A 21,014-nucleotide genomic window follows, 5' to 3' on the forward strand; every position below is an offset into this window, starting at 1 on the left:
TCCTCCAAACATGAGGATGTTTTTTATTATTTATTTTCATCTAAGAATAAGACCATATGCTCTTCGTCCCAATATTGTCCGTTATATTTTAATGAACGTTCTTGTACACCGAATGTTTTAAAACCTAATGATTCATAAAGTTTTTTCGCTCCATCGTTGCCAACAACAACATCAAGCATAACTTGTTCTACTTCTAAAGATTTAGCAAGCTCAAGACATTCTTTAATAAGTGCTTTTCCTGCTCCAAGTCCGCGCGCTTTTGGAGATACATATACAGAACCGATTTTAGCTTTATGTTCTTGTTTTACATATGGTTTCGTTTCCAGTGTTGCAACCCCGATTAATTTTCCATCTTTAAATGCACCTAGCGTATAGTTTTCATCTTGTGCTAATTTTTGTGCTTTATATTCAATCGCACACTCTTTATTAATAATATCTTCATAAGAAGAGCTGAATGCTTCAGGGTTTTGCTTTAATCCTTCTACGCGAAGTTCTAAGTAAATTTCTGCTTCGTCTTTTGTTAATACATGGATATCCAATTATATCACCCTCCAAATCTTTGCAAATGTACCTTTATTTTATATTGAAATAAGAATAATTTCAAAAGCTTAGCTTATATGAGCTGTTTTTATGAACAAAATAACACCAGTAGTGTTTACTACTACTGGTGTTTTCACACGCATATTATTCAAAAGGTAGCTCGATTATAAAGTTTGTTCCCGCTCCTAATTGGCTTGTTACTAGAATAGAACCGTTATGCAATTCTACAATTTCTTTTGCAACAGCTAGCCCGATGCCTTTTCCACCTGTAGCTCGTGTTCTAGATTTATCAACACGATAAAAACGGTCAAAAATATGCGGGATATCTTCTTCAGGAATACCTTCACCTTCATCTTGTACACTTATTGTAAAAGAATCTGTTTCCATGAGTACACGTATCGTAATGGATGTGTTTTCTGGCGAATGTTGATAAGCGTTGTGTAATAAATTTAACATAACTTGTTCCATACGTCTTTCGTCTATGCAAACTTCTAAATCATCTTTGCAATATACATGAAGTTGCATTTGCTTATTTGTTAATGTTGTTTTTGTTTTTTCTACCATTCGTTCTAAAAATGGCTGAAGAAGCACTTTTTGTTTTTTTATAACAAATTGGTGTTGTTCTAATTGTACAAGCATAAATAAATCTTGGACGAGATCGGTTACACTATCCGTTTCATCCTCAATGATTTGTAAGTATTCTTCTCGCTCCTCTTTTGTTAAAGAGTCTCTCTTTGCTACCTTCGCATAACCTTTCATATAGGTCAATGGAGTTAATAGTTCATGAGCGACACTAGCGAGAAATTCATTGCGCTCTTTTTTCATATACGTAAGTTCACTCGATAAATCTTCAATTGTTTTTGCTAAACTTCCGAGTTCATCATTTCGTTTAATACCTAATTGAATTGGCTTGTTTAATTTTGACATTTTTTCTGTCGCTCTCTTCATTTTTACAAGTGGTTCTGTAATAACGCGTGAAAAAACAAAGACAGAAATTGTTGTTAAAATAATTGTTAAAACGCTAATGATAAGAAATTGGTTCATGAGTTTAAGTAACATATTTTCTAGGAAAGATGTTTTTAATAACATATATAGCTTTCCTTGAAACTTTGTTGTGTTAAGTGGGCTTACTGTTGTGATGAACTTTGATTTTTTCCAGTTCCTTTCAACGACCAATCCGCCGTCTGGGACAGTTTCTGTTTTACAAGTAAGTTGTTTTTGCATATCTTTTGTTACGGGTTCTGAGGTGGAAATAATTTTGCCGTTATGGTCAGTAATAATGATAGCTATATCGGAGTTAGAAATTGATTCCGATTCAACTAAGTGTGCAGCCTCATTCGTAATATCGAACTCAGGGTACACAGGACGTTTAGGATTTTTATTATGTTCAGCGTGTTTCATTTCTTTATAATATTCATCCCGTCTCTCGCGGCTTTTAATTTTTTTACTATAGCGATTACCTTTCTCTAAAAGAGCATCTGTTTCCTCTACAATACGCATTTTTGAAAGGCTTTTATAAAAAGATACGAAAGCAATTGTTTCAATACATAAAGCTAATATTAAAAAGTATGTCCCAATTTTAAGGGAAAGTTTACTCATTTTTTCACCATACCTTATTCATAATAAAGAGTCAGTGGTATACGATTTCCCACTGACCGAAGTAATTATTCACTTTTCCATTTATATCCGACTTTATAGACCGTTTCTAGGTAATCTTCAATAGGAAATCCTTTTTTGCGTAGTTTATCACGGATATTACGAATGTGTGAATCAATTGTTCTATATTCGATATCTGTTTCATAGCCCCAAATTTTTTCGATTAAATCATCTCGGCTATAAGCACGGTTTGTATTTTGTAAAAATAGTCCGAGTAACGAAAATTCGATAGGAGTTAATGAGATTTTTTCATCATAAACTGTGACAGTATGTTTCGTTTTATCCCACTCAATACCATTGAAACTAACAAAGCCATCTTTTTTTGTACGGCGTAATATAGCCTCGATTCGTGCGACTAATACATGCTCATCAAATGGTTTTGTAATATAATCATCTGCGCCCATCGTGAGGCCTTTCACCATATCGTAGTTTTGGTTGCGAGCTGTTAACATAATGATAGGAACGTTGGAAATTTGACGAATCTGATAGCAAGTATCCCATCCATCCATACTTGGCATCATAACATCTAATAAAATAATATCGAATTCTTTTTGTTCGATTAATTTTAGTGCTTCAAGGCCAGAGGTAGCTTTCATACAAAAATAGCCGCGAGGGCTTAAGAACAGATCTAATAATCGTAACATACGTTCTTCATCGTCTACTAATAAAATTTTTACCATAATCTTGTGCACCCCAAACTGTTCATTCTACTTGTATAGTTTACATGAAAATAATAAAAAACTCTTTTTATGTGATTGAATGGAGGGCTGATTTTTTCGCTCAGAGTAATTGACATAAAAAATGCACTAGTTTTGCACAACTATTTTTTATAATAGAAAACGTAGCGACACAAAATACCCTATGTTGCGACATAACGTCATGTCATTTTATTTATAAAATGACAATTCCATTCTATTGTGTATGTGAGATAGAGAGGGTTTTCGTATTCACCTCGCATCGGATAAGAAAAATTTCCTATCTCACACTTTTTTTTAAAGGAGATCATACACATGAATTCAAAAGAAGAAATTTCAAAAAAAGAAAAGCAAGATCGTAATACGGTTGTCATGTGCGTTGCCGTATCTATGGTTATTATTATAAGTTGCGTAAATAAAATTTTGGGGATTTTATAATATAAAAAAAGCTGATTGCTTCTTAAGAAGCAATCAGCTTTTTTCATTGTTAGGGGGAGTGTTCATATAATAAACCAAGGTAAAATTGCTAATCCAGAAGTTACAATTGCTGTAGTAAATATTAAAAGCATAGCTCGTTTGTTTTGTTTCATGTCACATTCTCCTCTACATATCAAGTACATGCGATCAGCGTGGGATGTAGTTCCCCACTGAGTAAAGTTTCACTTTATATTTTTAGTATAATGAATGGAAAGGTTTGGTACGATCGATAAAGGTGACATGAAGATTACATTGTTGTAATGAAAAAAGCATCTTTCTTAATAAAAAGATGCTTTTGGAAAACTATATTGAAGTATTAATCATTTAAGAACAGAACCATATGTTCCTCGTCCCAATATTGACCGTTATGTTTTAATGAACGCTCTTGTACGCCGTAAGTCTGGAAACCTAATGATTCATATAATTTTTTTGCACCAGCGTTACCAACTACAACATCGAGCATAAGTTGTTCTACATGTAATTTATCGGCATTTTCAATAATTGCTTTAATAAGAGCTCGTCCTGCTCCAAGGCCACGCGCTTTTGGGGAAACGAAAACGGAACCGATTTTTGCTTTATGTTCTTGTTTAATAAAAGGCTTTGTTTCTAAAGTAGCAATGCCGATTAAATCATCATCTTTGAAGACCCCTAGAGTATACTTATCCGGATTGCTTAATCGTTTTGCCATAGCAGCTACAGGATCCTCATGTTTCAAAACGTCTTCATAGGAAGAGCTAAAAGCTTCCGGGTTCTTCGTTAAACCTTCCATACAAACTTTTAAATATATTTCTGCGTCCTCTGTCGTTAATAAGCGAATTTCCATAGTTGTAACCTCCTTGGTCGATTTCAAATAAAATAAATCCATTACTTTTATAAGAGTGTGTATGTGTTTTGTTAGCAGTCTCTTTTAATTTGTAAAAGAATGAAAAGATATATGCTACAATGTTTTGTTTTTTAATATGTAATGAAATTATATATTAACTTTATTAACTATTCAAGTGTTTAATATGTTACATTTTTATAACTAAAATAACTCCTCGATTGAGGAGGTATTTTTTAAACATTGGATTGATAGCCATCAATTCGTTTTGGATGTGTGTAAATATTACAAGAGTCATTTCTAATAAACCCTACGACTGTAATGCCTAAATCATGGGCAAGTTGCAATGCTAGTTTTGTTGGGGCAGATTTAGATAGAACAATTTCACATCCGATTTTTGAAACTTTGAGTAAAATTTCAGATGAAATACGTCCGCTAAATGCGATAATTTTTCCTTTAACAGATATATCATTGCGTAAACAATGACCGTATATTTTGTCTAATGCATTATGTCTTCCGATATCCATTCTTGATAGAAGGATATTATTTCGATCACATAGCGCGGTATTGTGAACACCACCAGTTTGGCGAAAGGTAGTGGAAGATTGTTGTAAAGTATTCATTAAGTAAAAACATTCTTCAGGAGTAATTTTTACATGTATATCATGTAAGTCTTTTGCTTTTGCCGCATCGTTTACGAAAATAAAACCTTGTCTACCTTTTCCGCAGCAAGAAGTGATGTATCGTTTATTATATAAAGTTTGATAGAGCGGATTCACTTTTGATGATTTTACATGGACAATTCCGTTATCTTTTTGAACCCATATTTCTTCAACATCGTTATAGGAAGAAATAATCCCCTCAGAAATTAAAAAACCAATTACCATATCTTCAATATAATTTGGTGTGCATACGACTGTTACATATTCTTCACCATTCAATTTAATAGTAATAGGAGATTCTGTAACAATCTCGTCAAGTTGTTTTGAAAATGTACCAGATTGATAACGTACAATTGTATAAGTCTCTTGCGTAGGCCCCATATTTAATTCCCCTTTTATATGTATTTCTCTCCCACATTTATCATAAAACAATGGGAAAAATAAAAACACCTATTAACAAGAAGATCACAGATTATTTTGGTTATTATTGTATATGTACGATATAATAGAACTGTAGAATAGTGATATTTTCAAGCTTTCGTAGTTATACCTTATAACATCTAGAATCGACTTCATAAGAAAGTATTTGGGTAGAGCGTTTCAAAAATATGTACAGTAATGCGATTTTGAAAACGGATTCATGATTGTGTTGTACAGTTGGTTGTAAGGAGAGGGGAAACTATGGCAGAACAGACAGTCCGTGTAACCGTCGATGGTAAAGAATTTTCTGCATCAGGTGAAAAGACGATACTACAATTATTTAACGAGAGTAATTTGGAACATCCTCAAATTTGTCATGTACCAGAAGTAGATCCAATTCAAACTTGTGATACGTGTATTGTAGAAGTAAATGGAAAGTTATTGCGTGCTTGTTCAACGAAATTAGAGAACGGTATGCATATCGAAAGACAGTCCCAGCGTGCAAAAGAGGCACAGACTGAGGCAATGGATCGAATATTAGAGAATCATCTACTGTATTGTACCGTTTGTGATAACAATAATGGTAACTGTAAAGTCCACAATACAGTACATATGATGGGAATTGAGGAACAGAAATATCCGTATGAGCCAAAAGTAAGTGCGTGTGAAGTGGATATGTCACATCCGTTTTATCGATATGATCCAAATCAATGTATTGCTTGTGGACAGTGTGTAGAAGTATGTCAAAACTTACAAGTGAATGAAACTATATCGATAGACTGGAGCTTAGACCGTCCACGTGTTATATGGGACAATGGTGTAAGTATAAATGACTCATCTTGTGTAAGTTGCGGGCAATGTGTAACAGTATGTCCATGTAATGCGTTGATGGAGAAATCAATGTTAGGTGAAGCTGGATTCATGACTGGATTGAAACCGGATGTGTTAGATCCGATGATTGATTTTGTAAAGGATGTAGAGCCTGGATATAGTAGTATTTTAGCAGTTTCAGAAGTAGAGGCTGCGATGCGTAAGACGAAAGTGAATAAAACAAAAACAGTTTGTACATTTTGTGGTGTAGGTTGTTCATTTGAAGTATGGACGAAAGACCGCCACATTTTGAAAGTACAGCCTGTTTCAGATGCGCCGGTTAACGGTATTTCCACATGCGTAAAAGGCAAATTTGGATGGGATTTTGTAAACAGTGAAGATCGAATTACAAAGCCATTAATTCGCCAAGGAGATATGTTTGTTGAAGCTTCATGGGAAGAGGCTCTTGAAGTTGTTGCATCCAATATGCAGCATATTAAATCAGAATATGGCAGTGATGCATTTGGGTTTATTTCTTCTTCAAAAGTAACGAATGAAGAAAATTATCTTATGCAAAAATTAGCCCGTCAAATATATGGAACGAATAATGTAGACAACTGTTCCCGTTATTGTCAATCTCCAGCAACAGACGGTTTATTTAAAACTGTCGGTATGGGCGGAGACGCTGGAACAGTGAAAGATATTGCGGAAGCTGGCCTTGTCATTATCGTTGGAGCAAATCCAACAGAAGGACATCCTGTACTTGCAACGCGTGTAAAACGTGCTCATAAATTACATGACCAAAAATTAATTGTGGCGGATCTTCGTAAACATGAAATGGCAGAGCGTGCGGATTTATTCATTCATCCGCGCCAAGGAACTGATTATGTATGGCTCGCTGGTATTACGAAATATATTATTGATCAAGATTGGCACGATAAAAAGTTCATAGCTGAAAATGTGAAGAATTTTGATGAATATAGCAAAATGGTAGAAAAGTATACGCTTGATTATACAGAAGAGATTACGGGGATTTCGAAAGAAAATCTGAAAGAAATGGCTCGTATGGTATATGAAGCAGATGGTACTTGTGTACTTTGGGGAATGGGTGTAACGCAAAATACTGGAGGAAGTACAACTTCAGCAGCAATTTCAAATCTATTGCTTGTTACGGGTAATTATCGTCGTCCTGGTGCAGGAGCATATCCATTACGCGGACATAATAACGTACAAGGCGCTTGTGATATGGCAACATTACCAAACTGGCTTCCAGGTTACCAAGCGGTTTCAGATGATGCGCTCCGTGCGAAATTTGAAAAAGCATACGGTACTACAATTCCGAAAGCACCAGGCTTAAATAATATTGCAATGTTACTTGCGGCAGATGAAGGAAAACTGCGTGGTATGTATGTTATGGGTGAAGAAATGGCTTTAGTAGATTCGAATGCCAACCATGTACAACATATTTTAGCGAATTTAGATTTCCTTGTTGTTCAAGATATGTTCTTATCGAAAACAGCTCGTTTTGCTGATGTTATTTTACCGGCAGCACCAAGCTTAGAAAAAGAGGGAACATTTACGAATACAGAGCGCCGTATTCAAAGATTATATGAAGTATTGAAGCCGCTTGGTGATTCAAAGCCAGACTGGTGGATTTTACAAAAAGTAGCTCGTGCGCTTGGCGGGGACTGGAATTATGAAAGTCCAAGTGAAATCATGGATGAAATTGCATCGCTTGCACCTTTATATTCTCAGGCAACATACGATCGTTTAGAAGGATGGAATAGTTTATGTTGGGGTAGCCATGATGGTAGCGATACACCGCTATTATATGTGGACGGATTTAACTTCCCGGATAAACTAGCTCGTCTATCATTAGATGAATGGGTACCACCAGTTGTAGCGCCAGATGAGTATAATTTACTTTTAAATAATGGTCGTATGTTAGAACATTTCCACGAAGGGAATATGACGAATAAATCGGCTGGTATTTTATCTAAAGTATCTGAAGTGTTCGTTGAAATCTCGCCTGAACTTGCCCTAGAGCGCAATGTGAAAGATGGTGGCCTTGTAGAATTAGCATCACCATTTGGGAAAATTAAAGTACAGGCACTTGTTACAGAGCGTGTAACGGGGAAAGAGCTATATTTACCGATGCATGCAACGGTAAATGAAGAGGCAATCAATATTTTAACTGGAACGGCGACAGATCTTTATACGTGTACACCAGCGTACAAACAAACGATGGTAAAGATGCGTGTACTACGTGAAAAAGGGAATCGTCCGTTACCATCTTCAAACCCGAGAGATAAAAAGCGTAATCCGCAAAACGGTGTTGAAATCCAGCAAAAATGGCAAAGAAAACAATACGTATCACTTGTGGACTAGGGGGCGGAGATAGTGGCGAAAGAAATTACTGTAATTAAAAAGAAAGTTGTAACAGAGGAAGAACAGAAACAGCAAGTAGCAGATGAACTTCTAAATGAGCTATCTAATAATCGTGAAGCAGTAGAAGAAACGATGCAGCTTTTAGCACAGTTGCAGAAGGCTGGTATATTAGATGCGGCAATTAGTTTACTTGCTGCGAAGGAAGATGTTTCAAAAATCGCTGTGGAGCAATTAAATCGTGAACCCGTTAAAAATGCGTTAAATAATATGATGGGGGCAGGAGAAGCGTTATCTTCAGTTGACCCAGAAATAACGAAGCAAATTACGTCAAGTTTAGTTACAGGATTGCAATTTGCAACAGATGAATTAAATAGTGGTAAAAAAACAAAAGTGATGGATTTCTTTAAAGTATTAAAAGATCCAGATATCAATAGAGCTATTACATTCGGTTTTAGCTTCTTGAAAGCATTTGGACAAGGGCTAGAGAAAAAATAGAATAAATGAAAAAGTGATGGGAAGTAGCCATCACTTTTTTCATTATATGTATAAGTGTGTTCATGTTAAGCGGAATATATTATTATTAAAAAGATGGATTAGAACTGGAAATATGGAATCCATCTCAAATACCGTTTTAGAATTTGGAGGAATATATGCAACACCGTAAAAAACTATCTATACCAGGAGTAATGAGACATTCCTTTCAAACAGTTAAATTTGCCTTTTGGAATGTATTAACTTTTCAACTTGCTTATAAATTATTAGCAGCGATTGTGTTTGTTCCGCTATTTGGAATCATTTTTAATAAGTTATTGTATTTTGGTGGTTATGCAAATGCGACAAATGATGAATTATTAGCGTTTTTAAAGACGCCTTATGGCATCTTAGCAATCGTAATTTTATCATTGTTAGCACTGTTTCTTATCTTTACAGAATTTGCGGTGCTTATTATTATTTCGTATTTCGCTCATAAAAGACAGAAGGTGAAATTACGTCCGATTTTATATAAAACGGTAACGTATTTACCTACTCTTTTCACATATTGCTTACCAGGATTTATTTTATATGCTGTCGTATTGTTGCCTCTTTTAAATATGGGATATGAAACGGCATTAATCCCGCAAATTCAAATTCCTAACTTTATTACAGGAGAGCTGTTTAAGACAACGATGGGACAAGTTGGTTATTACACGTTCTTTGCTGTAGTCGCGTATTTGAATCTTAGATGGATTTTCGTTCTACCTATTGTTGTTTTAGAGCAAAAACCATTTCGCGTGGCAGCACGTAAAAGTGCAACTTTAGTAAAGGAAAGCTTTTTTAAAGTACTATTCTTTTTAGTAGGATTTTTTATTTCAATTGGAATTGTATATGTCATGTTTTTGGGAATGTATTTATTGTGCCTATGGGGTGTTTATGAATTTACAAACCCGAAAGGAACATTTGCATTATTAGCTGAATCAACGATTTCTGTATTTTTAACGAGTACATTGTATTTATTCAGCTTTATCGTGACGCCATTTTATATTATGGCGATTACGCGATTATACTTACAAAAGGTTCCAGTTGAGGATGTTTTATTAGAAGAAGGATTAGATTATTCGAAAACGAAAGCAGATAAATGTTTCTTCCAAAAACATCGTTGGAAATTCATTGGCGTATACATTGTAGGGATTATTACTGCGGGAATGGTCGTTGCCTTCATTGTAACGTTTATTTCAAATTCGTATAAAGAACCGATTATTATGGCGCACCGCGGGTATATATCAAAAGGCGTAGAAAATACGAAAGAAGCTGTGCAAGGTGCTATTGATGCAAAAGCAGACTACGCTGAAATAGATGTATTACAAACGAAAGACGGTGAGCTAGCGGTTATACATGATTTGAAGCTGAAACGTCTCGCAAATGCTAATGTGCATGTGTCAGATTTAACGATGGCGGAGTTAAGGCAGCTTACCCTTAGTCAAGATGGACTTTCAGGACAAATAAGTACACTTGATGAAATCATTAAGCTAGCAAATGGCAAAATCAAACTTAATATAGAAGTGAAGCTTCATGGGGGCGAAAAAGATTTTGTAAACAAAGTCTTAAAAACGATTAAAGATAATGAATTTGAGAAGCAATGTGTAATTCAAACGTTACACTATCCACTTATTAAAGAGTTTAAGCGTGCAAATCCAGATATAAAAGTAGGGTATATACTGTATGCAAGTAGAGCTAACTTAAAGAATGTGAAGGCTGACTTTTACGTAGCAGAAGAATATATGTTAAATAAGAAATTAGTAAAAGAAGCAAGGAAGTTAAACAAACCAATTTACGTATGGACAGTAAATGATATGGAAAATTTAAAGGCATATTATAAGTTAAACGTAGATGGTATTATAACCGATTACCCTGAAGATGCACGTGAAACAATTAAGATGTTAAAAGAGCAAGAAGCGGAAGAAAGTGATCTGTTTGATAAAATTACTGAAACGACAGATGATTTATTTTCTAAGTTATTTATAAGTTACCCAGCTGCTAGCTAAATGCTAGCAGCTGTTTTTTTGTGAAAAGAATATATCTCTAAAGTATTGAGTAAATTAATAACTGTATATGTATACGTTATCGCTTAGGTTTCTTACATTGTTAAATTATTGTCAAATAATAAATGATTGCTGTTTATTTTGAAGCAGTATAATAAAAATAGAGTGAAAGATAATGGAATGACACGAAACCCCTAATAGAATCAATGTTTTATATATTTACACTATTCTAAATATAAAAACTTTAGGAAAATGATATGTTAGCGTTTTCATAACTTTTAAGTTATGCTAGAATAAGGACATAAGTTATTAATTATTACAAAAAGAAAAAAGAATCTCTTTTTTCTGTTAATTATAAGGGGGCATTTCATTATGCGTATTGGGGTACCAGCAGAAATTAAAAACAACGAAAACCGTGTGGCAATGACACCAGCAGGTGTTGTACATTTAATTCGTAACAATCACGAAGTATTCATTCAAAAGGGTGCAGGTTTAGGGTCTGGTTTCACAGATGCTCAGTATGTTGAAGCGGGAGCAAAAATTGTTGATACAGCTGAAGAAGCTTGGAATATGGAAATGGTTATGAAAGTTAAGGAACCAATTGAAAGCGAATACAAACACTTCAGTGAAGGCTTAATCTTGTTCACATACTTACACTTAGCTCCAGAGCCAGAATTAACAAAAGCTTTAATCGAGAAAAAAGTTGTTTCTATCGCATATGAAACAGTACAATTAGAAAACCGTTCATTACCATTACTTGCACCTATGAGTGAAGTAGCTGGTCGTATGGCTGCACAAATTGGTGCACAATTCCTTGAGAAAAACAAAGGCGGTAAAGGTATCTTACTTGCAGGTGTTCCAGGGGTTAAACGTGGTAAAGTAACAATCATCGGTGGTGGACAAGCTGGTACAAATGCTGCTAAAATTGCAGTTGGACTAGGTGCGGATGTAACAATCATCGACTTAAGTGCAGAACGTCTTCGTCAATTAGATGACATTTTCGGAAACCAAGTAAAAACTTTAATGTCTAATCCTTACAATATTGCAGAAGCTGTTAAAGAGTCTGATCTTGTAATCGGTGCAGTATTAATCCCAGGTGCAAAAGCTCCAAAACTTGTAACAGAAGAAATGATTAAATCAATGGAACCAGGTTCTGTTGTTGTAGATATCGCGATTGACCAAGGTGGTATTTTCGAAACAACTGACCGTATTACAACTCATGATAACCCAACTTACGAAAAACACGGCGTTGTTCATTATGCAGTTGCAAACATGCCAGGTGCGGTTCCACGTACATCAACTCTTGCATTAACAAACGTAACAGTACCATATGCAGTACAAATTGCTAACAAAGGCTACAAAGAAGCTTGCCTAGGCAACTCTGCATTACTAAAAGGTATTAACACATTAGATGGCTATGTAACATTCGAAGCAGTTGCAGAAGCTCACGGTGTAGAGTACAAAGGTGCTAAAGAATTATTAGAAGCAGAAACAGTATCTTGCTAATAGAAGCATTATACAAAACAAAATCGAACAATATATAAAACAACATGATAAGAGCTAAGAGTGAAGATCTCTTAGCTCTTCTTGGCAAAAGGGGGCATACATCGTGGCCAACCTATTTAAAAAGAAATCCGTTACGCAATTGTTAGGGGAAAGTAAAAGTAAAACTTTGACGAAAACGCTAGGGGCATTTGACCTAACAATGCTAGGGATTGGTGCGATAATTGGTACAGGAGTTCTAGTATTAACTGGATTAGTAGCAGCAAGAGATGCTGGTCCAGCAGTTATTTTTTCATTCATGATTGCAGCCATCGTTTGTGGATTTGCAGCATTATGTTACGCAGAGGTGGCTTCTACACTTCCTGTTTCAGGTAGTGTGTACACATACTCATATGCAACTATTGGTGAGTTTGTAGCTCATTTAATGGGATGGACATTACTATCCGTATATGTTGTAACGACTGCCGCAGTAGCTGGCGGATGGACTGGTTACTTCCATAACTTAGTGAGTGGATTAGGGCTTGAAATTCCAAAAGCACTGCTAACGATTCCGTCTCAAGGTGGTATGGTGAATTTACCAGCAGTTATCGTTACATTAGTTATAACTTGGTTATTATCAAGAGGTACGAAAGAAAGTAAACGCGTGAATAACATAATGGTATTAATTAAAATTGGTATCGTTGTTTTATTCATTGCAGTTGGTGTATTCTACGTGAAACCAGAAAACTGGATACCATTTGCACCGTACGGTTTAAGTGGAGTTTTCGCGGGGGGAGCAGCAGTATTCTTTGCTTTCTTAGGATTTGATGCATTAGCAACTTCTGCTGAAGAGGTAAAAAATCCGCAACGTGATCTACCGATTGGTATTATCGCTTCGTTAGTCATTTGTACAATCATTTATGTTGTAGTTTGTCTCGTTATGACGGGTATGGTTTCTTATAAAGAATTAGATGTACCAGAAGCTATGGCATATGTGTTAGAAGTTGTAGGACAAGATAAAGTAGCAGGTGTAATCGCAATTGGAGCTGTAATTGGTATTATGGCAGTAATTTTTGCTTACATTTATGCAACGACACGTGTATTCTTTGCGATGAGCCGTGACGGTTTATTGCCAGAATCTTTCGCGAAAATTAATAAAAAGACAGAAGCGCCAACATTTACAGTTTGGTTAACAGGAATTGGTAGTGCTTTAATTGCTGGATTTATCGATTTAAAAGAATTGTCGAATTTAGCGAATATTGGAGCGTTGTTAACATTTGCGATGGTTGGTGTGTCAGTTATTATTCTTCGTAAAACACATCCAAAATTACAACGTGGATTTATGGTACCACTTGTACCGATCTTGCCGATTATTTCGATTGCATGTTGTCTATTCTTAATGGTAAATCTACCATTAAAAACATGGATGTACTTCGGTGCTTGGTTAGCAATTGGAGTAGTTGTATACTTTGTTTATTCGAAAAAACATAGTCATTTAAAAGACGATGGAAGTTCGCAGGATAATTTAGAACAAGCTAATTAAAAGCTTAATTAAAAGGGATATAAGTATAGTAAGCCTTGTGCGTCTAGGGAGCGCGCAAGGCTTTTTCTTTTGTTGAAATAAAGGGAATATATATTACTTTGTTGAATTTTTATGTCGGAATATGAAAAAAGGGTGGGAGCAAAATGGAAGAAACAAAAGTTGTAGTGGGAGCAGAGGGTTATAATAATAACCCTGGTTGGTTACATACGAATGAAGAAGAATTAAACTTATTACGGAGAGAAACTTGGCTTGATAAATTTCAACCTAATTCTTTATCAGTAATTTTGGCAGAACATGTATGGGAGCATTTATCATATGAAGAAGGAATTGAAGCTGCAAAAATTTGTTATGAGTTTTTAATGGAGAATGGATATATTCGTTGTGCAGTACCAGATGCATTTTTTCCAGATGAAGAATATCAGCAAGGGGTACAAGTAGGTGGACCTGGTCCATTAGATCATCCTGCAGCAAGCCATAAAATTGTTCATAACTATAAAACAATCACGTCCATGTTTGAATCAGCAGGTTTTCAAGTGAGGCTCTTAGAATACTGTGATGAGAATGGTAAGTTTCACTATAATGATTGGAATGAGAAAGATGGATTTATTTATCGTTCGAAACGTTTTGACCATAGAAATCGGGATAATCAGTTAGGATTTGTTTCTTTAATTGTGGATGCGGTGAAAATGAAAAGTAAGTAAAAAGGGGTGTGCGAATTGTGCATCCTTTTTTGTATGAGAATATAGAGGATGCGAAAAATATGTATACGACTTATTAAAATGTGAACGGAATGTTCATAAAAAAAATTCAGATTTCATTGACACATATGAGTAGGCGCTCATATAATAAGAGTATAAGATATATGAATGATTGTTCATATGTTCAATTAAAGAGGTGAGCTATAATGGCTGGAAATAAAGTAGAAACACCACAAGAGACATGTTCTCAAACGATAATTCATGAAGAAGTTGTAGAGCAAGTAAAACAAACAATTCCAACTGATGAAAGTTTAAGTAAAGTAGCAGAACTATTTAAAGTATTAGGTGACCGTACACGTACGAGAATATTACATGCGCTATTTGAAGCTGAAATGTGCGTTTGTGATTTAGCTTATTTATTAGGAATGACACAATCATCTATTTCGCATCAGCTTCGTGTGTTAAAGCAAGCGAAACTTGTGAAGAATCGTAAAGAAGGAAAGGTTGTTTATTATTCGTTAGCTGACCAGCACGTAATTCATATCTTCGAGCAAGCGTTTGAACACGTAAACGAAGAAGAATAAAAAGAACGCGAGGAGGGAGAACGATGGCTGAAGCGTTAGTGAAAAAGAAACTGATGTTAGAAGGTTTAGATTGTGCGAATTGTGCAATGAAAATTGAAAAAGGTGTTGGGAATATAGAAGGAGTAAATTCTTGCTCTGTAAACTTTGCAACAAAGACAATGATTTTAGAAACGGCACAAAATAAAGAAAACGAAGTTGTTACGGAAGCAAAACAACTCGTTACAAAATTAGAACCGCATATTAAAGTGCAAGAAGAACAAAAAAATAAAATTGCTAAAGAAGTATTTATATTAGAAGGTTTAGATTGCGCGAACTGTGCAATGAAAATTGAAAATAAAGTGAAGGAAATGCCAGCTGTCTCAGAAGCAACTGTTGATTTCGTATCGAAGAAACTACGAGTAGAAGTTGCGAATAAAAGAGAACTAGAAGCGACTGTAGCAAATATAACAAATGTCGTTCAAAAGTTAGAGCCAGACGTGAAAGTTGTTCGTGAAGAGAAGAACGGTCATGACCACGGGCATAGTCATGATCATGGTGAAGCAAATGTGAAAAAGATGGTAGGGAGATTAGTGGTCGGCGGAATTTTGACAGCAATTGCTGCATTAGCGGGCTTACCACAAATGGTAACAATTCCGTTATTCGTCCTTGCTTATTTATTAATAGGTGGAGATATCGTTTGGAGAGCGGTAAGAAACATAACTCGTGGCCAAGTATTTGATGAAAACTTCTTAATGGCAATTGCAACTGTAGGAGCTTTTGCAATTCAACAATACTCAGAAGCTGTAGCAGTAATGCTATTTTATCAAGTAGGAGAACTATTCCAAAGCATTGCGGTAAACCGCTCTCGAAAATCAATTACTTCATTAATGGATATTCGTCCTGATTATGCGAATGTAAAGGTTGGAAATGAAACGAAACAAGTATCACCAGAAGATGTACAAATTGGCGATTATATTATCGTTAAGCCAGGTGAGAAAGTGCCGTTAGACGGAAAAGTAATTGAAGGAACATCAATGGTAGATACTTCAGCATTAACAGGTGAATCTGTACCACGTGAAGTTGAAGTTGGAAATGATGTATTAAGTGGCTTTGTGAACCAAAACGGTGTGTTGACAATTGAAGTTACAAAAGAATTCGGTGAATCAACTGTATCGAAAATTTTAGATTTAGTTCAAAATGCAAGCAGTAAAAAAGCACCAACGGAAAACTTTATTACGAAGTTTGCACGTTACTACACTCCAGTTGTAGTTATTACAGCGGCAATCATGGCGTTTATTCCACCACTTATTTTAGAAGGAGCTACATTCTCTGAGTGGATTTATAGAGCTTTAGTGTTCTTAGTAATCTCTTGTCCATGTGCGTTAGTTGTATCCATTCCTCTTGGATTCTTTGGAGGTATTGGTGGTGCATCTAAAAGTGGTGTGTTAGTAAAAGGTAGTAACTATTTAGAAGCTTTAAATGATGTGAAATATATTGTTTTTGACAAAACAGGAACATTAACAAAAGGTGTTTTCAAAGTTACAAAAATGGAACCGAGCGAAGGCACTACAAGTGAAGAGTTATTAGAGTATGCGGCATTTGCTGAAGTATATTCTAACCATCCAATTGCCCAATCTATTCGAAAGGCATATGGAAAATCAATTGATGAAAAAATAATCGATGATTATAACGAAATTTCTGGTCACGGTACAGTCGTAAAAGTACAAGGAAAAGAAATTTTTGCAGGTAATGCAAAATTAATGAGAAAAGAAAATATTGAATTTAAGCAACCAGAAACAGTAGGTACATTAGTTCACGTTGCTGTAGATGGAAGATATGCAGGTTATATTGTTATCTCTGATGAGGTAAAAGAGGATTCGAAACAAGCGATTCAAAAGTTAAAAGAACTAGGTATTAAAAAGACAGTAATGTTAACTGGTGATGCAAAACCAGTTGGTGAAGCTGTTGGTAAAGAATTAGGCTTAGATGAAGTTCATGCGGAATTACTACCGCAACAAAAAGTAGAAGAGATTGAAAAAATTGATGCAGCAAAGCACGGAAAAGAAAAAATTGCCTTCGTTGGTGACGGTATTAACGATACACCAGTATTAGCCCGTGCAGACGTTGGTATTGCGATGGGTGGTTTAGGGTCAGATGCAGCAATTGAAGCGGCAGACATCGTTATTATGACTGATGAGCCTTCAAAAATTGCGACAGCTGTAAAAATTGCAAAACGCACAAGAAGTATAGTGTGGCAAAATATCATCTTTGCTCTAGGTGTAAAAGGGATCGTTTTATTACTTGGTGCCTTTGGTATTGCAACAATGTGGGAAGCTGTTTTCTCAGATGTTGGTGTGACACTACTTGCAGTGTTAAATGCAATGCGTGTATTACGAGTGAAAGATTTATAAAAAAGAGGACGCGAACCGCGTCCTCTTTTTTATTGGTGATTTTGTTGAAATTGACTCAATAAAATAATATCAAATATTATTTTACTTTAAAATAGTATAATATTAAAATTTACAAATAAGATACATTCGTCTTATTATTTTAATATATTTTTTACAAATATCCATATAGTATTGAAAAAACAGAGAAGGGGAAACTTCTCTGTTTACTTTTGTATGTTTTTTTCAACTTGTTCTCGAACTGTTTGAATGTAATTCATTTTATGATCCCAGCACTCTTGGCTTAAATCGACAGGGTATTCTTCAGGGTTTAAAGTTCGCATATATTCTTCCCAAAATAGAGAGAGGCTCTGTTCATTATATTTTTGAATATCTAATATACTTGGTAGTTCATATGTTCTTTCACCGTTAACGAAAATGTCTTTATGCAGTTCACGGGCTTCAAAGTTTGTTACGAATTTACTTATATATGTGTGAACTGGATGGAACATTTTTAAGCGCTCTTCTTTTCCTGGTTCTTCAGAATCTAACGCAATATAATCGCCTTCTGCATGATCGTTAACCCGATTGATAATACGATAAATTCGTTTCAGTCCTGGAGTGGTAATTTTTTCAGGGTTAGATGAAATTTTAATTGTATCATTTAATTTTCCGTCAGTATCTTCAATCGCAACGAGTTTGTAAACAGCCCCCAATGCAGGTTGCTCAAAGGACGTAATTAATTTCGTTCCAACGCCCCATACGTCAATTTTTGCTCCTTGAGATTTAAGGTGTATAATTGTGTATTCATCTAAATCGCTAGAAGCGATAATTTTTGTATTTGTAAACCCTGCTTCATCTAGTAGTTTTCGTGCCTTTTTCGATAAATAAGCCATATCACCACTATCAAGACGTATGCCATAGAAATCAATACGATCCCCAAATTCTTTTGCAACACGAATCGCATTTGGAACACCAGATTTCAATGTGTCATATGTATCAACGAGAAAGACGCACTTTTTATGAGTTTCAGCGTATTTTTTAAACGCGACGTATTCATCGCGATATGCTTGAACGAAAGAGTGAGCGTGTGTGCCAGCTACAGGAATCCCAAAGCGTTTCCCAGCACGAACGTTGCTTGTAGAGGAGAAACCACCAATAAAGGCAGCACGCGTCCCCCAAAGGGCAGCATCGAACTCATGGGCACGTCTTGTGCCGAACTCTAAAAGCTCATCATTACTTGCAGCATGTTTCATACGTGCTGCTTTTGTGGCAATTAATGTTTGGTAATTCACAATATTTAAGAGGGCAGTCTCAATAATTTGTGCTTCACCAAGTGGTGCATCAACACGTAATAAAGGCTCGTTATTAAATACAACTTCACCTTCTTGCATACTGCGAATCGTCCCAGTGAATTTCATATTTTGTAAATAATGAAGGAATTCTTCTTCGAATTGTAATTCTGCTAAGTAAGCGATATCGCTTTCAGTAAAACTGAAATTTTCTATGTACTCTACAATTTTCTCAAGGCCAGCAAAAACAGCGTAGCCGTTCTCAAATGGAAGCTTTCGAAAATATAAATCAAAAACAGAACGGCGATTATGAATACCATCTTTCCAATATGTATAAGCCATGTTGATTTGATATAGGTCTGTATGTAAGGCATAACTATCGTCTTTATAATGAGTCATCGCGAGAACACCTCCATAATTTGGTTATAGTATACCAATTTTTCACCATTCGTAGCAAAGAAGAGATATTGATGTGAAGTCAAGAGAGAAAAAAATGAAATTATGCATATTTTTTAGAAAATTTATATTTATCAATTTATATTTCTCCAAATTTTATGTATTATTAGAGTAATGGGGGTAATGAGAATGGAGGAGGACAATGCAACAAACATTAGAAAAAATAGGCAAACAAGTCTTTTATAAACGGCTCCAGCAAAAAATGACACAAGAAGAATTATGTCAGGGCATTTGTTCTGTCTCATACTTAAGTAAAATCGAAAATGGAAAGATCGAAGCATCAGAAGAAATTCTACAATTGCTCTGCACAAGACTAGAAATTGCTGTGACGGATTTGAGAGATGTAGAAGAAGATGTGAAGGGGAAGCTAGATGAATGGTTAAATGCACTAGTTCATTTAGACAAGCAACAAGTAGAACGTATATATGAAGAGTTGCAAGGTGAAATGAAGCATGTGTTGGATTTTGAAATTATAAATTATTATAAACTGCTGTATACACGTTATTTAATTATGAAAAGGGATATTTCTGCACTCGAAGAAGAATTAGATAAGTTGAAGAAGGTATATAAAAAATATTCTCCATTTCAGAAGTTGTTATATATGTATAGTAGAGGATTATTGTGCTGTTTACAGTATAGATGGAAGGATGGGCTAGATTACTTATTAAAAACAGAAGTAATGGCCAAAGAACAAGGGTATCATGAAACAGGCTTGTATTATAATATAGCGCTTGCATATACTCATTTAGATATTCATCATCTTGCAATTCATTTTGTAAATATGGCATTAGAAGGATTTCGTAGTGAATATAAGTTTAGAAATATAATTAATTGCCAAATCCTTATTGCGGTAAGTTATACAGAAAAAGGTCAGTATGAAGAAGCTTTAAAAATGTATGAGAGTATATTGAGAGAGGCCACATCTTTTGCTGATAAGGATGTACTATTAGCTATTACTTTAAGTAATATGGGAAGTATCTATTATAAAAAAGGTAAATATCAGCAAGCGAAAAAATATTATTTAGATAGTCTACAACTTCAAAAACAAATAGATTTAAACTATTTAGATACAATATACGAAATGGCATTAGTATGCATTAAATTAGAAGAATTGGAAGAGGCAAGGACATTAATTGATAAGGGAATTGATGCAGCAAAACAGGAAGAGAGATTTAATGCAAAATTATATTTGCTTTTAATGCTTAGATATAAATATTTTGAAGAAGCAAAAGATTATAAAGCATTTTTGGAAAATGAGGCTATCCCGTTGTATAAATCTGCAGGAAATAAAATAGAATTAAAGAAAGTATACGTTGAACTAGCAGAACATTTTTCCAGTTTATCGAGATTTGAAGAAAGTAATCGATATTATAGGTTAGTTATTGATTTAATGAATGATAATAAGGAGGAATAAACATGAAAAAGATGGTATTTGGAGTATTGGCGTTTATATTGACTCTTACAGTTGCTGGAGGAATACATCAATATAGCAGTAAACCTGATATTGTTGGTCAACAAGCTAAAACTGTTGAACAAGTTAATTTATAATCTCCACCCTTTCCAATCGGAAAGGGTTTTTTCAATATTTGTTCCTCAAAATTCTACA

17 protein-coding genes are annotated in these 21,014 nt (G+C 35.0%); 11 read left to right on the top strand and 6 right to left on the bottom strand.

Annotated elements, in window-relative coordinates:
• Window positions 1-26: 26 nt before the first annotated feature.
• The 3 genes from GD442_RS02970 to GD442_RS02980 all read right to left on the bottom strand — a co-directional run bounded on the left by GD442_RS02970 (window position 27) and on the right by GD442_RS02980 (window position 2,876).
• A complete protein-coding gene (locus GD442_RS02970) occupies window positions 27-539 on the bottom strand; it encodes a GNAT family N-acetyltransferase (protein WP_000351212.1) in 513 nt (170 codons plus the stop codon).
• Window positions 540-684: 145 nt separating this feature from the next.
• The gene (locus tag GD442_RS02975) at window positions 685-2,139 is read right to left on the bottom strand and encodes a HAMP domain-containing sensor histidine kinase (RefSeq protein WP_000041024.1); all 1,455 of its coding nucleotides are present in this window, start codon (window positions 2,137-2,139) and stop codon (window positions 685-687) included.
• A gap of 65 nt (window positions 2,140-2,204) precedes the next feature.
• Entirely contained in the window at window positions 2,205-2,876 is a 672-nt protein-coding gene (locus tag GD442_RS02980; RefSeq protein ID WP_000238957.1) for a response regulator transcription factor, read from the bottom strand.
• Window positions 2,877-3,206: 330 nt separating this feature from the next.
• Here GD442_RS02980 and GD442_RS28240 point away from each other — a divergent pair, with 330 nt between their 5' ends.
• The gene (locus GD442_RS28240) at window positions 3,207-3,329 is read left to right on the top strand and encodes a hypothetical protein (protein WP_001085006.1); all 123 of its coding nucleotides are present in this window, start codon (window positions 3,207-3,209) and stop codon (window positions 3,327-3,329) included.
• 355 nt (window positions 3,330-3,684) lie between these two features.
• Here GD442_RS28240 and GD442_RS02985 read toward each other — a convergent pair whose 3' ends face one another.
• Window positions 3,685-4,191: a GNAT family N-acetyltransferase gene (locus GD442_RS02985; protein WP_000405868.1), complete on the bottom strand. Its 507-nt coding sequence runs from the start codon at window positions 4,189-4,191 to the stop codon at window positions 3,685-3,687.
• 233 nt (window positions 4,192-4,424) lie between these two features.
• Window positions 4,425-5,231, bottom strand: coding sequence for a formate dehydrogenase accessory sulfurtransferase FdhD (fdhD, locus tag GD442_RS02990; RefSeq protein WP_000529233.1), 807 nt, complete (start codon window positions 5,229-5,231; stop codon window positions 4,425-4,427).
• Between the two features lie 300 nt (window positions 5,232-5,531).
• Between fdhD and fdhF the strand changes: the two genes are divergently transcribed.
• The 8 genes from fdhF (at window position 5,532) to GD442_RS03030 (ending at window position 17,684) form a co-directional block, all read left to right on the top strand.
• Window positions 5,532-8,468, top strand: a complete 2,937-nt coding sequence (fdhF, locus tag GD442_RS02995) for a formate dehydrogenase subunit alpha (RefSeq protein ID WP_000840664.1) — start codon at window positions 5,532-5,534, stop codon at window positions 8,466-8,468.
• A 12-nt stretch (window positions 8,469-8,480) separates the two neighbouring features.
• A complete protein-coding gene (locus GD442_RS03000) occupies window positions 8,481-8,963 on the top strand; it encodes a helical membrane plugin domain-containing protein (RefSeq protein WP_001040540.1) in 483 nt (160 codons plus the stop codon).
• A 155-nt stretch (window positions 8,964-9,118) separates the two neighbouring features.
• Window positions 9,119-10,990: a glycerophosphodiester phosphodiesterase gene (locus tag GD442_RS03005; protein ID WP_001164716.1), complete on the top strand. Its 1,872-nt coding sequence runs from the start codon at window positions 9,119-9,121 to the stop codon at window positions 10,988-10,990.
• A gap of 369 nt (window positions 10,991-11,359) precedes the next feature.
• On the top strand, window positions 11,360-12,493 hold the full coding sequence (ald, locus tag GD442_RS03010) for an alanine dehydrogenase (protein WP_001219742.1): 1,134 nt from the start codon (window positions 11,360-11,362) through the stop codon (window positions 12,491-12,493).
• Window positions 12,494-12,596: 103 nt separating this feature from the next.
• A complete protein-coding gene (locus GD442_RS03015; protein ID WP_001284893.1) occupies window positions 12,597-14,012 on the top strand; it encodes an amino acid permease in 1,416 nt (471 codons plus the stop codon).
• Window positions 14,013-14,155: 143 nt separating this feature from the next.
• A complete protein-coding gene (locus tag GD442_RS03020) occupies window positions 14,156-14,713 on the top strand; it encodes a class I SAM-dependent methyltransferase (protein ID WP_000393177.1) in 558 nt (185 codons plus the stop codon).
• A gap of 203 nt (window positions 14,714-14,916) precedes the next feature.
• Window positions 14,917-15,294 carry an ArsR/SmtB family transcription factor gene (locus GD442_RS03025; protein ID WP_000918378.1) on the top strand — a complete coding sequence of 126 codons (378 nt, stop codon included), beginning with the start codon at window positions 14,917-14,919 and terminating at the stop codon, window positions 15,292-15,294.
• 23 nt (window positions 15,295-15,317) lie between these two features.
• Window positions 15,318-17,684: a heavy metal translocating P-type ATPase gene (locus GD442_RS03030; protein WP_000796569.1), complete on the top strand. Its 2,367-nt coding sequence runs from the start codon at window positions 15,318-15,320 to the stop codon at window positions 17,682-17,684.
• 203 nt (window positions 17,685-17,887) lie between these two features.
• On the opposite strand, the gene GD442_RS03035 is transcribed toward GD442_RS03030, so the two are convergent.
• Entirely contained in the window at window positions 17,888-19,351 is a 1,464-nt protein-coding gene (locus GD442_RS03035; protein WP_000150182.1) for a nicotinate phosphoribosyltransferase, read from the bottom strand.
• Window positions 19,352-19,550: 199 nt separating this feature from the next.
• On the opposite strand from GD442_RS03035, the gene GD442_RS03040 reads away from it, so the two are divergent.
• Both GD442_RS03040 and nprX read left to right on the top strand, forming a co-directional pair.
• Entirely contained in the window at window positions 19,551-20,822 is a 1,272-nt protein-coding gene (locus GD442_RS03040) for a tetratricopeptide repeat protein (RefSeq protein WP_001187961.1), read from the top strand.
• Between the two features lie 2 nt (window positions 20,823-20,824).
• Entirely contained in the window at window positions 20,825-20,956 is a 132-nt protein-coding gene (gene nprX / locus GD442_RS03045; RefSeq protein WP_000738910.1) for a quorum-signaling peptide NprX, read from the top strand.
• Window positions 20,957-21,014 lie beyond the last annotated feature (58 nt).

The organism is Bacillus sp. A260 (assembly GCF_009861435.1).
In the GTDB taxonomy this organism is placed as follows: domain Bacteria; phylum Bacillota; class Bacilli; order Bacillales; family Bacillaceae_G; genus Bacillus_A; species Bacillus_A cereus.

Excerpts from the sequence above, each read along its gene's own strand:
- GD442_RS02975 (WP_000041024.1), bottom strand. The coding sequence starts at position 2,139 with ATGAGTAAACTTTCCCTTAAAATTGGGACATACTTTTTAATATTAGCT.
- GD442_RS02980 (WP_000238957.1), bottom strand. The coding sequence starts at position 2,876 with ATGGTAAAAATTTTATTAGTAGACGATGAAGAACGTATGTTACGATTA.
- GD442_RS28240 (WP_001085006.1), top strand. The coding sequence starts at position 3,207 with ATGAATTCAAAAGAAGAAATTTCAAAAAAAGAAAAGCAAGATCGTAAT.
- GD442_RS02985 (WP_000405868.1), bottom strand. The coding sequence starts at position 4,191 with ATGGAAATTCGCTTATTAACGACAGAGGACGCAGAAATATATTTAAAA.
- fdhD (WP_000529233.1), bottom strand. The coding sequence starts at position 5,231 with ATGGGGCCTACGCAAGAGACTTATACAATTGTACGTTATCAATCTGGT.
- fdhF (WP_000840664.1), top strand. The coding sequence starts at position 5,532 with ATGGCAGAACAGACAGTCCGTGTAACCGTCGATGGTAAAGAATTTTCT.
- GD442_RS03005 (WP_001164716.1), top strand. The coding sequence starts at position 9,119 with ATGCAACACCGTAAAAAACTATCTATACCAGGAGTAATGAGACATTCC.
- ald (WP_001219742.1), top strand. The coding sequence starts at position 11,360 with ATGCGTATTGGGGTACCAGCAGAAATTAAAAACAACGAAAACCGTGTG.
- GD442_RS03020 (WP_000393177.1), top strand. The coding sequence starts at position 14,156 with ATGGAAGAAACAAAAGTTGTAGTGGGAGCAGAGGGTTATAATAATAAC.
- GD442_RS03025 (WP_000918378.1), top strand. The coding sequence starts at position 14,917 with ATGGCTGGAAATAAAGTAGAAACACCACAAGAGACATGTTCTCAAACG.
- GD442_RS03030 (WP_000796569.1), top strand. The coding sequence starts at position 15,318 with ATGGCTGAAGCGTTAGTGAAAAAGAAACTGATGTTAGAAGGTTTAGAT.
- GD442_RS03035 (WP_000150182.1), bottom strand. The coding sequence starts at position 19,351 with ATGACTCATTATAAAGACGATAGTTATGCCTTACATACAGACCTATAT.
- GD442_RS03040 (WP_001187961.1), top strand. The coding sequence starts at position 19,551 with ATGCAACAAACATTAGAAAAAATAGGCAAACAAGTCTTTTATAAACGG.
- nprX (WP_000738910.1), top strand. The coding sequence starts at position 20,825 with ATGAAAAAGATGGTATTTGGAGTATTGGCGTTTATATTGACTCTTACA.